The following is a 15,149-nucleotide window of genomic DNA, read 5'->3' on the forward strand; positions in this document are numbered from 1 at the left end:
TTTTAATCATTTGCTTTTGTATCAATGCAGTTATACTTATCTCTAACTTTAATCGAATAATCTCCACTTGTTACTGTTATATTTATTGGTGATGTAAACTGAACTTCCACATCTGAATTTAGTATGTAATAGTAAGGCTCAGTACCACCCGAAACTTCCAGACGAATTTGACCTTTTTCATTATTACAAAAAGGTTGATTATCAAATATTTTATAATCTATTGGAGATTCTGATCCTATAGTAAATTCAGGATATGGAGGCAGGTTTACACTTGTTTGCTGTGTACCAATAAAGGTTTGATAAACTAAATAATATGTTCCTTTTGGTAAATCTGTAAAAGTATATTTTCTATCAGGAAAATCAGCTTGCAATACAGTTGGTGATTTAATAAGCTGTCCATTTGATTTCTGATAAACATTAAATAAAAAATGTTCATTATTTGCTATATCTCGGCTAAAAGTAAAAGTTGCCTTTCCGTCATTTTTATAAATACAGGTTGTTTTTTTCAATTCCGGAACACCAACTAAATCTGGTGAGCATGGTATTATATTAAAAGAAATAATATTAGAATCAACTTCTTCTCCGTTAATTGATGGATCTGAATCTATTACAGCTTTAAAGTCAATATTTCCGGAATATGCAGCAGGAAGATAATTTAATTTTATAAATTCAAAAGCCTGATTGTAATTAGTACTTATATTCGTTTTTTGGAAAGAACCTCCATCAATTCGATATTCCCAATAAAACTTTTGTGGCCCGGTACAGCCAACAGTTTTTAATGATATTTTATCACAAAAATTATTGTCTGCACCTGGCGAAACTAAAACCTGATTGCTTATTATATTAAAATAAGGTATGATTTCTATAGAGTAACCAATTCCGTAACCAACTGCATTATAGCAGTTTATGTTAAAATTAGTGGCAGATAATCCTGATGACCATTCTTCACCACATGAGCCACTACAAGAGTATGATTCCGGTCTGTAACCGCTAAAATAGTAAGCAGTTGGTATTTTATCAAAAATTAAAAAATCACCAACCTCTTTTATTGGCTGAAGAAGAACACCATTTGATTTTATCCAATATTCAGTGGAATAATTTCCCATATTCATGTTTCCGGATACAGTACTATAATTCGTCCAGCCGCCTGTATTTGTTGCCATAACATACAATTGTGCCTGACTAGTACTGATTCCACAAATAAGAAAAAAAAGTAATAGGTAAAGTTTCTTCATTTATTATTGGTTTGCATTTTGATCGATGCAGCTATATTTATCTCTAACTTTAATCGAATAATCTCCGCTTGTTACTGTTATATTTATTGGTGATGTAAATTGAACTTCTGCATTTGAATTTAGTGTATAATAATAAGGCTCTGTTCCACCCGAAACTTCCAGCCGAATTTGCCCCGGCTCATTATTGCATATAGGCTGTGTATCAAATATTTGGTAATTTACCGGAGATTCTGATCCTATCGTAAATTCAGGGTAAGGAGGCTGGTTAACACTTGTTTGCTGAGTACCTATAAACGATTGATATATTAAATAATATGTTCCTTTTGGTAAATCTGTAAAAGTATATTTCCTATCAGGAAAATCGGTTTGTAACACAGTTGGTGATTTAATAAGCTGCCCGTTTGATTTTTGATAAACATTAAATAAAAAATGTTCATTATCAGCTATATCCCGATTGAAACTAAAAGTTGCCTTTCCGTCATTTTTATAAATACAAGTTGTTTTTTTTAATTCTGGTTCGCCAATTAAACCTGGTGCACAAGGAATTATATCGTAAAAAATTGAAGATGTAAACTGAGTTTTATATCCTGTTCTGATATTTAATCTCTTTTTTCCATCATAACCTGCTAAATCTTTTAATTTGAAAGAAATATTTCTTTTAGATTGATATTGATTTGGAAAACTAGTCCAGGGAGTATCCTCAAAACTATATTCCCAATTCCAGCCTCGAGTTAAACTAATAACATCTTCTTTACAAATATTTGTTCCAGATGGCTGTGGCAGGTAAATACCCATAATATCTGAACTACCAATACATCCACTAAACGATGCACTATCAAAAGTTTCAGGATTATAAGGAATCGTCTTATTTTCATCACAATCTGAACCATCTTTATTCCCTGCAGTACTTCCACTGCATCTAATAACGGTAGGATTATCTGTAACGTAGAAAAAATCATATTCTACAACAGCTTCGTCTTTAGTATTACTTCCTTTAGAGACAGTTTTACTTCCAACAGTTACCCTGTGATTACCAGCGTGGCTTCCGTTCCAACCTTGAAATCCATCTAAAAACGTTTCGATCAATATCCCATATTTATCTGCTTGTGCATTACATATTTGTGTTAATCCAAAAAATAATAATATTAATAAAGCTTTTATTTTCATCTTTTTAAGTTTTTGGTACTATTATATTCACATGTCAGCAATGAAAGAGGTAAAAAGAGAATGTATTTTTTTTTCATAAACTAAAATTTTATTGTAAAAAAATCCATTTTGGATGTTCTTCCGTCCTTAAATACAGCTCTAATTCCGTATTTATAAGTAGTATTAATGGTAATTGTAGGGTCAGATAAACGTTTTGTTTTTCCAACAACAATCTGAATTAACTGCAATGCATCTTTATCAGAGGCCTTATAAATTTCAAAACTATCCACTTCATTATTAGAATATTCCCAAGACAAATCAATTGTATTCGTAGTTTTATTTGCCTGTGCAAAAAATCCTTTTACAGATGGCATAACAGAATATTTAGGCACAAGTAAGTTTACCCCGGGTGATGGATTGGAAACAAGATTGCTGTCATCTTTTGCAAAAATGGCGTATTTATAAAGAGAACCATCTTTTACATTTTTGTCCTGAAATTTTTCTTCTTTATTTTTAGTTTCAAAAACTAAAGCCCAATCTTTCTGATCGTTTTCTTTGCGGTATAATTGATGCACCGCAACATCTTCGCTGGAACTATTTGCCCATTCCAGAAAAACAGAACCATCTTTTATTTCATATTTTGTAAAAGCAGGTGAGGCCGGGGGAATTAAATCAGGTTTTTTCAGAATCAATGGTTCTGAAAAAACAGACATATTGTAACGATAATCGACAGCGATAATTTTATAATAAACCTTACTGTTTAATGTTTTTACAACAACCTTATCTTCAAATGTATTTGGCTCGCTTGGACTTACAGTTACCTGACTATATTCTTCATCAGGGTTATTTGCTTTGTAAATTCTGTATCCCAATAAATCCTTTTCTTTATTGTGAGTCCATGTTAATTTTACAACTCCTAAACTGTCGATTACACCTTTTAAACCAATTGGCTGAGCAGGCGGAATTGAATCAACAGGTTGCACAAGCATAGGAAAAGAGGTTCTGTTATTACCATTTTTCCCAATAGCAGTTAAAGTAAAATAATTGGTAGATGATAATTTGTTAAAAACAACGTTTCGGGATTTTGGCGAAATATTTTTTATAACTGTTTTATAATTACTATCGTCATTGTCTGAACGGTTAAGTTCAAAACCACTAATTTCATTACTGCCTTCTTCAGGAAATTCCCAAATTAAGTTTACAGTAGTATCATCTTTGAATTCTTTAACAGTTAAATGAGGTACAAATTTTAATATCGCCTTGCTTTTTCCTGTAACAATTTCAGAATATGGACTTAGTTCTCCAAATGCCGAAATTCCCTGAATTCTGTAGCTATAAGAAATATTGTTTGCAATCGAATCTATATAAAAAATACGATTGTTATTTGAATTTTGCTGATTTAAACTTGTATACGGTTTATCAGTTATTCTTTTAAAAGTTTTTTTATCCGAAGAACGTTCGATATAATAACTGCCATATTCATGTGCAAGAATCTTAAAATTCCAACTCAACATGGTACTGCTATCTGTAAAATGAGCAGTAAAATCCATAGGTTTAGGTAAAGGTTCATATTCTTTTAAGCCTACAAATACACCACCATATGCAATTTTCATTTCAGTATCAGGTACATTTGACAATATTCTGTAAATGTATTTTTCGTTTTGTTTAGGGCTTAAATCCTCAAAACCTAATCCTGCTTTTTTTGCAATTTGAAAATCTTTATCGGCAGTATATAAAGCAAAAGTAAATCGTTGCTGAGTTTCTTCAGAAAGATTTATAATCGACTGTAAATTGTCAGCCCCAGTAACAGCGAAATTTTCTCCATATAGTGCCTGAGCCACAATAGCAGCTTCGTCATTAATTTCAATAATTTTTTCCCAGGCTTCAAGGGCTTCCGGTTTAACAACTTTTCCCAGAACTAATTTTTCAGGTTTTTCTAAAGTTTTGTTGTCTCGGGTTACCGTGTATCTTTCTAATAAATAACCATATTTATTTAATTTTTTCCATGCAAGAGGATCATTCACAGCCCAACGGAGTAATATCTTATCTTTTTGAACCCTCGCAATAACTTGTATTTCTATTTTTTTTTCAGATAAGATCGAATCATTAGTGATCTTGACCTGTGCTTTGCCAGAAACAGTTACAATTAAAAAAAAGACAATTAAAAATTTAAATTTCATGCTAGTTTATTTTGTTGTATGTAAAAATTGAACTTGTACCAGCTTGCCCTCCAGGAAGGGTATACTTCAATTTTATATTATAAGTACCTTTTTTTATGTATGGAAATTGTCCGTTAATGATATAGTTATACTTTCCAATCATTGCCTGATTTAGCGTATTTACATATTTATTTACAATTTTATATCTAAGATTTGCAAAATCGGTTTTATAGAAATAGGGTAGGTTATATCTATAAGGTAGATAGTCTTTTAGCACAAAACTTTCAGGACTATTTATCACATAATCCTGATACCATGCCAGTGTTTCGACTGCTTTTGTTGGAGGTACTCCTAAAATGGCTGTATTTCTGTCAAAAGCAAGATCGGCTTCCAATGGATATCCACTATAAATTAATGGGAAAATATCATTTTTATAATACGAATCATCTAAAACCGCTTCGGCATTAATCAATGGTGTATTTAAAGTTTTATCATTTCCAATAAGCTCTACCAGATCAAATGGTTCCGAAGAACTATTTGTAGATTGTAAAGCGTGTACATCTGCATAAATAATTTCAACCAAAGTTTCTTTTGATTTCTTTGCAGTTATTTTTTCCTGAAAAGTATTATATTGACTTGTATTGAAATTATATTGTAAAAGTTCTACACCATTACCACCAATTATAGTTTCATTTAATTTATTGCTTTTCATTTCAATGTCAGCATCACTACCAAGATCTTGTTTCTCATAATTTTGAGAAAGATTCGAGTTCGCATCAGTTGGTGCTTCTAATGTCATTAAAGAAATACTGTATGGCTTAAGAGTTTGTAAAACAGGCATATCAACAATTACTTTTTTAAGACTTGGATTATAAGTAATAGCAGAATTCAGAGTTTTATCTCCAGTTTTATAAAATCCTTTTTGAGATTGTCCGGGTTTTAATTCAAATAAATAAGACTGTCCTTGTTTTAAAACAACATATGCCTGTTTACTTTCATTTGGATAAACATATTTTTGATCAAAAATAGGATAACTGTAAGCAATGTTAGTTACCGGAATATTGTTTGGAGCAGCACCTGTTGTAAAATTTCTTGTTTCACTTTCCATAGCAATTTGTCCCTCATCGTATATGGTTTTCCAGCTACCGCTTACATTTTCCTGAAAACTAACTTTGACGGTTAAAACTAAATCTGAATTTTGAGGTAAAACCTCAACAGAATTGAAACTTACTAAATCACTGGTTTGATTCCAGCTTAAGCTTCCTATTATCGGAACGCCATCTTTTTTGATCGTATATTCTTCAAGCTTTAATCGATATGTTTTTATACCACTATCTCCTTCAATATTAAAGTTTTTATCAACAGGCATGTTGAATCCAACCTGAGGAACCGTAAAAACATTTACATCTTTTGTTCCTTCTGCCGGCGTAATATCAGCAATTGATTTTATGCCTTCAAGAGGATTATTGGTTGTGAATTCACATTGTTTTCCAAATTCTAGTTTAAATCTGAAACTGCCCTTAACAACACCACCTAATAAATTAAAATAACCGGCCATATAACCTCGAATCCAGACAGGATTGGGTAATTTTGCCTGTAGTAAAACAGCGCCACCTCCTTTTATAATTGATATTTTCTTTTTTATAAAAAACAATTTAATATTAATTCCAAGTTCTCCCTGAAGATATGCATATGATTGACCGTTAGCATACCAGCCATCAATACCTATTTGGCCTGATCCTTTGCATTCTGCCTCGCCATAATCTTTTACCATAATATCGAATCCAAAACCAGCTTGAAAATTAGCATAAAACATCAAAAAACGTAGATCTCCCGTTTTGATACTAAAATCAGAACCAAAAGCAAAACCTTTACCAGAAGCAACACTATTTTCATCACGCATATAATCCAAAACGGCGACATCTACCCCCAATAATTGAGCAACAATATCAGGTGGAGGAGGGCTTGCCGGAATATCATCTCCAAGCATGAAATAACCGCCTGCTTCAACTTCAACAGAACCAATAGCCATTTTTATTCCTAATCTATCAGTAGGAGTCCCCATACGAATGTACCATTTGTCGGGAGCAAAATGTAAAACTGCCCAGCCAGCTCTGTTTCCTGAAGCACGGCCTTTTATAAAACCACCCGGTGTGTCAATGTATAAATCAAATGTACCGTGCAGTGTTTTTGATCTAAAATCGTATTCGATAGCTGCAAAAGCATTAATTCCCATTGATGTCTCTACAGTATTGGGGTATAAGTCTTTTGCGGCTTTAGATAAATCAGATACTTTTAAAACTTCTAACGCCGCTTTAGATAATAATGATTCATTTTCCGTTACTGCTTTTAAAGCACTGGTTAATGCCTCTGCACCAGGTATTTCAAAAGTTTGCATAACGTGGCCTTCACCATAAATACTAATCCTGTTTATACCACCACTAGTATTAAAGGCGATTTCAAAACCGGCACCTCCCCAAAAAGCACTGGAAGTTGCAGTACCTGCAAATTTAATCATGGCTTTGACACCCAACCCAGATTCAATATCAGGAACATAATTAGATCCCGAAGCAGCAAATTGATTACTGAAACCGTCTTTTTTCATGTGGTAAAAAGCACCACCTCCAAAACCTTTAAACGTAATGGCTCCGGCGGGAATGTTTAAATTATCCACCATGGCATCTACATACCAGTATCTAAAATCTATTGATCCAAAAATAGCATTGGCTTCGACTTTAATACCGCCCGTAAAATCACAACTTAATGATCCCTTAAAGCCTTTACCATAAACAGGATCATTATCCATAATAGTAATGCTTCCCTTTAATTTCATTCCGCCTAAATCGGCGCCAATTGAAATCTGTTCAAATTTTAGATGGTCATACTTCCATTTCTGTATCCCTTTTTCTCGGTCAAATTTTCCAACGACATAAAATTTAGTCTGGCCTGTAAATTGATTTTCCATCATATTAATGGCAAGATCGACCTTCAGGCTGGCACTTTCGTCAGTGGCAATTAGAGCAATTTCATTAATCGTTACGGGGAAATTACTAACACTTTGATCCTTGCCCTGAATATTTTTATATCCAAAATAATCAGCACGGAAATATGGAGTTACTGTTTGTAATATTAAATTTTCAAATATAATTCCTTTAAAATCAACAGTTTCCTTTTTGTCTGCAGTTGTACCAGCTTGAGCTTCAGCAGCTGTAACTGGTTTATTACTGGCTTTTAAAGATAAAGTACCGTAAAGAACTGCTTTTGGTAAAAATTTACCGTCTTTTACTTTTAACTCTATATAAGAGTTTTTTTCGATAATAGCATTCGCCTTAAATGCCTGAAAGCAAATACCATTTGTGACCTGCGCATTTAAAAGATATTCATTATTTACAGGATCAATTAATGCTTTATAAGCAAGCTCTGATCTTGTACCACCATTGCAGCTCGCCGATTTTTCAGAAAGAGGTAAAAGAATATCCCCGCCAAAACTGGCTGCAGTTAATGAATTTGCTACTAATGTTATACTAACTGTATCAAGAGACATTTGCCATCCTGAAGCATCTCCTTCATCAATACCTATTAAATTGCTCCCGGAAAAAGTTCCGGAAACACCCATACGGTCTATTAATAAATCTGTGGCTTCAAACCGTATTCTTTCATTGCTTTCTTTTTTCTTAAACTCTTCCGGTAAAACTATTTTAAGAGATTGTACATAAAGACCGCGCCATAAATTTTCATTTCCGGGAACTAAATATTTTGTAGCGTAATTAGGTGGCCATTTTACAGTTGTGGAGTTTCGTAAATCACTAAAATCGATTACCGCTTTGTTTAATTCAAAACAAAAACCTTTTTTAGAAGTTAACTGAAATTTTGGTAATGACATTTCAATCAAAATATCATTCCAGTTAGAAACAATAGTTTTAAAATTTCCGGTAACAAGGGCAGGAGAAGCTATGGCAACATAGTTATTGTCAACAGGTTCCAACATGTTTCTGGAAAACTGCACATCAGCCGTTATTCCAAGTTCTTTAAAACCATTACAATCTATAGTGACATAGGTTTTGTTCTCAACGACTCCGGTTTTCATGTCCATTCCGCCCTTCAGAATCAACAATAAATTTTCGCCGTTAATTTTTATCGGAACATCTCCAAGTAAAACTAAATTAGTATCACCAACTAAGCCACCTTTATGAGATAACTTGATATTATTGGCACCAAAAAATAATTCTTTCGGTTTTCCGTCTGCACCATGTTGTGGAATTATGATCCTTACAAAAGCAGTTAACTCGGTATATTCAGGTGTAAACTTTGCATTACTAATTCCTAATAGATATTGAATACCTCCAATTGTCTTTTTTATACCCAAAGGTAATTGCGACAAATTTTTAGGTTCAAGATTATCTGTAAGATTACCATTTTCGTCTATTTTAAGACAAGTGGCCATCGCTTTTTGCAAATCATCCGAAGTTTGTTCTGCAATAGGAAAATTCTTTCTAAGGTATTCATTCGTAAATTCACTTTCAGAATTTTGAATGAAATTGAAAGAATTATTCTCAGGAAGAAAATTGGGTTTTGTATTACTGTTTTTAACTAACGAAAGTTTTTTCGAATTACTTATTGTGTCGGTGTAAGTATTTGAAAAACAGTTTAAACTGATCGTAAATAAAACTAAAATGTATACGAAAGAGCGTAATCTAAGAGTAGTTTTTTTCAATGTCGGTGTAGGTTTTTGGGTGGTATTTATGGTATTTTAAAGAGCCAAATATATATAATTTTTAACAGGAAAACAGTTGTTTATAAAAAGTTATTATACTATTTCCTTTAAAATTTACATAATTATCATCTTTAAAATAATTGTAGCCAAACTTAAAACTTTCATCACATTAATCTTTACGGGATTCCACATTTTGACAAAAAAAAACTCCAGATTTCTCCGGAGTTTTTAATATATAAAGAAAAATCAAAAAAATTATTCCTCTTTCATAGTATGATAAACGTTCATAACGTCATCATCTTCTTCAATTTTTTCGATTAGTTTTTCAACGTCAGCGATTTGAGCTTCTGTAAGTTCTTTTGTGATTTGCGGAATACGCTCAAAACCAGAAGATAAAATTTCAAGACCTCTGTTTTCTAATTCTTTTTGTAGAGCTCCAAAGCTTCCAAAAGGAGCGTAGATTAAAATTCCGTCTTCATCTTCAAAAACCTCTTCGGCACCAAAATCGATTAATTCTAATTCCAGTTCTTCAGGATCAAGGTTTCCTTTTGCAATTCTGAAGTTGCAAGTATGGTCAAACATAAACTCAACAGAACCCTGAGTTCCCATTGTTCCGTTACATTTGTTAAAGTAGCTGCGAATGTTGGCTACAGTTCTATTATTGTTGTCAGATGCAGTTTCAATTAAAATCGCAATTCCGTGAGGAGCATATCCTTCAAACAGAATTTCTTTATAGTTGGCAGTATCTTTATTACTTGCATTTTTTATCGCGCGCTCCACATTGTCCTTAGGCATGTTGGCGGCTTTTGCATTTTGTATAACAGCTCTTAATCTAGAATTGGCATCTGGGTTAGGACCACCTTCTTTAACGGCCATAACGATATCTTTACCAATTCGGGTAAATGTTTTAGCCATTGCTGACCAACGTTTCATTTTTCTTCCTTTTCTAAATTCGAACGCTCTTCCCATTACTAGTTTTTTATTTTGAGATGCAAAAATACGGTTATTCCTTATTTTTCCAAAATCAATTTCAATTATATTTTTGGTTAAAAAGTTTCAGGTTTCAAGTTTCAGGTTTTTGTTGACTTCAATAAGATCAAAAATCAAAATTCTAATTAAGAATTTGAGGTTTTTTATTGAAACTTGAAACTTGAAACCTGAAACAAGATATTACTTCGCCGCATTAAAATCCGTAATAATATTTACAGCTTCGTTTAAATAAGGATTCGTTCTAAGATTATCAATCTGATATTGATTGATTGTTTTTTCGGTAGGGTAGGCGCCTAATAGAAACTGGTTTACACTCGAATTATAAACATCCAGCGGATTATTTTCGTCGTTGAATGTGTTAATCTCAGACCAGATATAATTCACGTTTTTTTTCTGTTTAAAAACCGCATCCAAAGTCATCGGGATTTCAGCTTTAGGAACATTCACCATTTCATCAATTTTTAAGTTGATTTTTTTGATGTTGTTAAAGTAATAATTATCCGCAAGTCGAAGTGTACTGCTTTTAGCAATTTTATCAATAACACTTCTTTTTACATAAGTTTTATATTTTAAAAGTGATTCTATACTATCATTTTTTATGGCAGTCGGAAAATCGCTTTCTTTTTGATAAATACCTTCATAAAATTCCGGAAGTACAACATCGGGTTTAACCCCAATATATTGGTGGCTTTTACCCGTAACTCTGTAAAATTTATTAATGGTAATTTTTAAGAAATCGGTATTTTTTTCCTCGTCAAGCGAAAGAATGGTCTGCATTGTTGCTTTTCCAAGCGTATTACTGCCCAATAATAAGGCACGATTGTAATCTTGCAATATCGAAGAAAAAAACTCACTTGCCGAAGCCGTATTACTATTAATCAAAACAACCATCGGGCCTTTGTAAATAACGCCTCGATACGGATCATTAATAATCGATTTTTCTTGTTTGTTATCAACAACAATCGAAATTGGACCATAATCAACAAACATTCCCGCCAGTTTTATAGCTTCCTCCATAGATCCGCCTCCATTATCAATCAAATCAATAACAAGACCTTTAATATTGTCTCTTTCCAGTTTTATCACTTCGCGGGCAACATCATCTGCACAGCCTTTTCGGCTATTTCCATCTAAATCAGCGTAGAAACTCGGAATTTTAATATAACCAATTTTGTTTTCTTTGCCCACTATAAAGCTAAAAACCGAATTTTCTTCGTCTTTCATCACCTGCTTTTCAATATAAACATCAAAGCTTTTGCCTGAATTACGTTTTATGGTAAGAACAATACTTTTGTTCGATTCTGATAAAATCATGGTAGAAATTGATTCTAATGAAGCACACGAAACCTGCAAAGTTTCCTTATGATTGGATACCGAAAGAATTTGATCACCTTTTTTTATTTGTCCCGTTTTAAAAGCCGGACCATTCGGATCAATTTCATCTATTATAATTTCGTTTTTCTCGTTTAGGTTTACGGTCATTCCCAATGATAAATGCTCTTTTGAGAGCGAAGCAACAAAACTCGATTTCGAGTCATTGCTAAAATAAGCCGTATGCGGATCAAAATACAAGCAAAAGAAATTATATAATTTTTCTTCCTGCTTCAGATTATTTTCCAAAAGCGTAGTAATTCGGCAAATTTCATTAGATAATACCAATTTTCGGGATGCCAATTCAATTGATGCAAAATTAGCCTTAATAGAATCCAGATTATCACCTGTTTCGGCAATATCATCTAATATTTGATAACGAAGTTTTTTAAGCCAGACTTTCTCCAGATTTTCTTTTTTGAGATAAAAATCGAATGATTTTTTATAAAAACGAATCGTATCTTTTTTACTATAATCGATAGTTCCGGAATCTATTTTTTCTAAAACAGCTTTTGTTCTCAAAAGGCCTGTTTTATATTTATTAGTAATATCTGCTAAAAAACTACAATCATTACTAAGAATCATGTCGTCGAGTTTCAAGCGATATTTTTGCGCCATTTCATCATATTCACTTTTAAAGAAGATATTTCGTGACGGATCTAATTCATCAATAATATTGTCAAAAACAAAAATAGACAAACTATCATTTACCGGTTTTGGGCGTATATGTTCGGTTTGAATCAGGGCGTTTATTTTGTTTAATATTTCGCATGTGGGATCACCACTCTGACTAAACAGAATGTTTGTACCTAACATTAATACTAATAATATTCTTTTCATAAAAGGCGGAGATCAATTTGCTATATTAAAATTACGCTTATTTTTTGACACCGTTTTATATTTTTTCGAAAATATCTTACAAGAAAATCATTTTTTTATTGCTATTATTATAAAAGTATTCGCCACGAATTCACCAATTCTTATAATAAGACATTCGTGAATTCGTGGCGAAAAAAAAAGCATCATTTAAGTGATGCTTTTAAAATTTATGTAAAAATTATTTCTTGTAAAAAGGCAATTTAACCACTTTTGCAGGAACATCATTTTTTCTGATTCTGATAAAAATATCACTGTCAACAGTACTGTTGTTTACAGTAACATATCCTAAACCAATTCCCTTATTCATAGAAGGTGACATAGTTCCAGAAGTTACAACACCAATTACAGCACCTTCAGCATCTACAATTTCGTAATCGTGTCTTGGTACGGCACGTTCCTGCATTTCAAAAGCAACTAATTTTTTAGAAACACCTTCCTCTTTTTGTTTTTTCAAACTTTCAGAATTCGTGAAATCTTTATTAAATTTCGTAATCCAACCCAAACCGGCTTCAAGTGGAGAAGTCGTATCGTTGATATCATTTCCGTACAAACAAAAACCCATTTCAAGACGTAAAGTATCACGAGCTGCCAAACCAATTGGCTTAATTCCAAAAGCCGCTCCAGCTTCAAAAACTTTATTCCAAACCTGTTCAGCCTCACTGTTTTTACAGTAAATTTCAAAACCGCCAGAACCTGTATATCCTGTAGCCGAGATAATTACATTTTCGATTCCGGCAAAATCAGCCACTTCAAAATGGTAATAAGGAATCGCAGCTAAATCTATAGAAGACAAAGCCTGCATAGCCTCAACCGCTTTTGGACCCTGAATTGCCAATAAAGAATAATCATCAGAAAGGTTTTTCATTTCAACACCCAAATCGTTTTGAGCCGAAATCCAGTTCCAGTCCTTTTCGATATTCGAAGCATTTACAACCAGTAAATACTCTTCCTCTTTCATTTTATAAACAATCAAATCATCTACAATTCCGCCGTCATTATTTGGAAGACAAGAATATTGCGCTCTACCAATCGTCAAAGTCGAAGCATCATTCGAAGTCACTTTCTGAATCAAAGCCAAAGCATTTGGACCCGTCAGCAAAAATTCACCCATGTGCGAAACGTCAAAAACGCCCACACTATTACGAACAGTCTCGTGTTCAGCATTCACGCCCTCATAAGTAATAGGCATATTATAACCAGCAAAAGGCAGCATTTTAGCTCCCAAACCTTCATGTATGTGCGTAAGCGCAGTATTTTTCATTGTGTTGATTTATAAAATTGTGTCGCAAATTTATTCAAAAAATATCTAAAAATGATAGTCTAAATTATAAATTTCGCAATAATTAGAAGCAATTCCAGCTTTCCGTTACAAGTCCTCATAAAAAAAGCAAAGTTTCTAATGTTCCAAAAAGAGCTTCCGTTGGTCGCTTTTTTAGAACAAGAAACTTTTGCTTTTTTTACTCCGGGCTTTCCTCTACAATCTGGGCTAGGGCATTCTGATAATAAGAAACATTTTCTTCTTCAATTTTTATGTAACTTTAAGTCATTAAATTTTTTCTTCTTATTGAAATTAAGGCAGAATGTACAGGCGTCACCAAATTTAAAAATCCGTTTTTATCCGCGTTTTACCAAGTAAATCCGTTTTATCCGCGTTACAATTAACCACAATCCATAAGTAATTAAAAATAAAATATTAAAATAGATAATAAGCCAAATGAAAGATCCATTTTTAATTACAAAAGAAGAAATTCTACAATTATATAAGCCAGTAAATCCTAACACACATAAAGGACTTCAGGGACATGCCGTAATTATTGCCGGAAGTTACGGCAAAATAGGAGCAGCCGTTCTCGCATCAAAATCCTGCTTAAAAACAGGATGCGGACTCGTAACGACTTTTACACCAAAATGCGGTTATCAAATCCTCCAAATCTCCATTCCCGAAGTCATGGTTGTCACCGACGAAAATACCAATTTCATCACACATATCCATCTTCCGTTAACACCGCAAGCTATCGGAATTGGTCCCGGAATAGGGAAGGAGTTAGGAACACAAAAAGCACTATTCGAATTTTTAAGAATCAACAAAGCGCTTTTAGTTCTTGATGCCGACGCCTTAAATATTTTATCAGAAAACCAATCGTGGCTCGAATTAGTTCCCGAAAACACTATTCTGACACCACATCCAAAAGAGCTCGAACGCTTAATAGGTAAATGGAATTCAGAATCTGAAAAGTTTCAAAAAACAATTGCATTTTCAGAGAAATACAAAGTAATCATTGTCATGAAAGGCGCACCAACTTACATCATCAATCAAAGTAAAATTTACGAAAACACCACCGGAAACGCGGCACTCGCAACAGCAGGAAGCGGCGACGCCCTAACCGGAATCCTGACTAGTTTATTGGCACAAGGCTACGAACCAAAGTATGCCGCAAAACTTGGCGTTTTTCTCCACGGTTTAACTGCAGATATTGCGTTGCCAAAAACAGGATATCAATCGTTTACAGCCTCTGATATTATTAAGAACTTAGGAAAAGCTTTTTTAGAATTAGATAATTAGAAAATTAGATAATGTGACAATTAGAAAATTAGAAAATTAGATAATGAAATCTTATCTATCAACTTTTGTCTATAAACTAAAGTTTACATTAA

The 15,149-nt window shown here is 33.1% G+C and carries 8 protein-coding genes; 1 reads left to right on the top strand and 7 read right to left on the bottom strand.

Going from position 1 to position 15,149, the window contains the following annotated elements; all coding sequences use genetic code 11:
* Window positions 1-2: 2 nt before the first annotated feature.
* The 7 genes from RT99_RS08085 to gcvT all read right to left on the bottom strand — a co-directional run bounded on the left by RT99_RS08085 (window position 3) and on the right by gcvT (window position 13,755).
* Window positions 3-1,235 carry a hypothetical protein gene (locus RT99_RS08085; protein WP_131494906.1) on the bottom strand — a complete coding sequence of 411 codons (1,233 nt, stop codon included), beginning with the start codon at window positions 1,233-1,235 and terminating at the stop codon, window positions 3-5.
* Window positions 1,236-1,238: 3 nt separating this feature from the next.
* Window positions 1,239-2,402: a hypothetical protein gene (locus tag RT99_RS08090; RefSeq protein ID WP_042564228.1), complete on the bottom strand. Its 1,164-nt coding sequence runs from the start codon at window positions 2,400-2,402 to the stop codon at window positions 1,239-1,241.
* An 80-nt stretch (window positions 2,403-2,482) separates the two neighbouring features.
* Window positions 2,483-4,561: a hypothetical protein gene (locus RT99_RS08095; RefSeq protein ID WP_052483617.1), complete on the bottom strand. Its 2,079-nt coding sequence runs from the start codon at window positions 4,559-4,561 to the stop codon at window positions 2,483-2,485.
* A 1-nt stretch (window position 4,562) separates the two neighbouring features.
* Window positions 4,563-9,254, bottom strand: a complete 4,692-nt coding sequence (locus RT99_RS08100) for a hypothetical protein (RefSeq protein WP_052483619.1) — start codon at window positions 9,252-9,254, stop codon at window positions 4,563-4,565.
* 255 nt (window positions 9,255-9,509) lie between these two features.
* Window positions 9,510-10,223 carry a YebC/PmpR family DNA-binding transcriptional regulator gene (locus RT99_RS08105; protein WP_007811539.1) on the bottom strand — a complete coding sequence of 238 codons (714 nt, stop codon included), beginning with the start codon at window positions 10,221-10,223 and terminating at the stop codon, window positions 9,510-9,512.
* Window positions 10,224-10,424: 201 nt separating this feature from the next.
* The gene (locus tag RT99_RS08110; protein WP_042564229.1) at window positions 10,425-12,455 is read right to left on the bottom strand and encodes a S41 family peptidase; all 2,031 of its coding nucleotides are present in this window, start codon (window positions 12,453-12,455) and stop codon (window positions 10,425-10,427) included.
* Window positions 12,456-12,672: 217 nt separating this feature from the next.
* Complete coding sequence (gene gcvT, locus RT99_RS08120) at window positions 12,673-13,755, bottom strand: glycine cleavage system aminomethyltransferase GcvT (protein ID WP_042564231.1); 1,083 nt, start codon at window positions 13,753-13,755, stop codon at window positions 12,673-12,675.
* 453 nt (window positions 13,756-14,208) lie between these two features.
* Here gcvT and RT99_RS08125 point away from each other — a divergent pair, with 453 nt between their 5' ends.
* Entirely contained in the window at window positions 14,209-15,057 is an 849-nt protein-coding gene (locus RT99_RS08125) for an NAD(P)H-hydrate dehydratase (protein WP_042564232.1), read from the top strand.
* Window positions 15,058-15,149: the final 92 nt, after the last annotated feature.

It is taken from the genome of Flavobacterium sp. MEB061 (assembly GCF_000834715.1).
Lineage (GTDB): Bacteria > Bacteroidota > Bacteroidia > Flavobacteriales > Flavobacteriaceae > Flavobacterium > Flavobacterium pectinovorum.

Coding starts and splice junctions, on each gene's coding strand:
- RT99_RS08085 (WP_131494906.1), bottom strand. CDS start 1,235: ATGAAGAAACTTTACCTATTACTTTTTTTTCTTATTTGTGGAATCAGT.
- RT99_RS08090 (WP_042564228.1), bottom strand. CDS start 2,402: ATGAAAATAAAAGCTTTATTAATATTATTATTTTTTGGATTAACACAA.
- RT99_RS08095 (WP_052483617.1), bottom strand. CDS start 4,561: ATGAAATTTAAATTTTTAATTGTCTTTTTTTTAATTGTAACTGTTTCT.
- RT99_RS08105 (WP_007811539.1), bottom strand. CDS start 10,223: ATGGGAAGAGCGTTCGAATTTAGAAAAGGAAGAAAAATGAAACGTTGG.
- RT99_RS08110 (WP_042564229.1), bottom strand. CDS start 12,455: ATGAAAAGAATATTATTAGTATTAATGTTAGGTACAAACATTCTGTTT.
- gcvT (WP_042564231.1), bottom strand. CDS start 13,755: ATGAAAAATACTGCGCTTACGCACATACATGAAGGTTTGGGAGCTAAA.
- RT99_RS08125 (WP_042564232.1), top strand. CDS start 14,209: ATGAAAGATCCATTTTTAATTACAAAAGAAGAAATTCTACAATTATAT.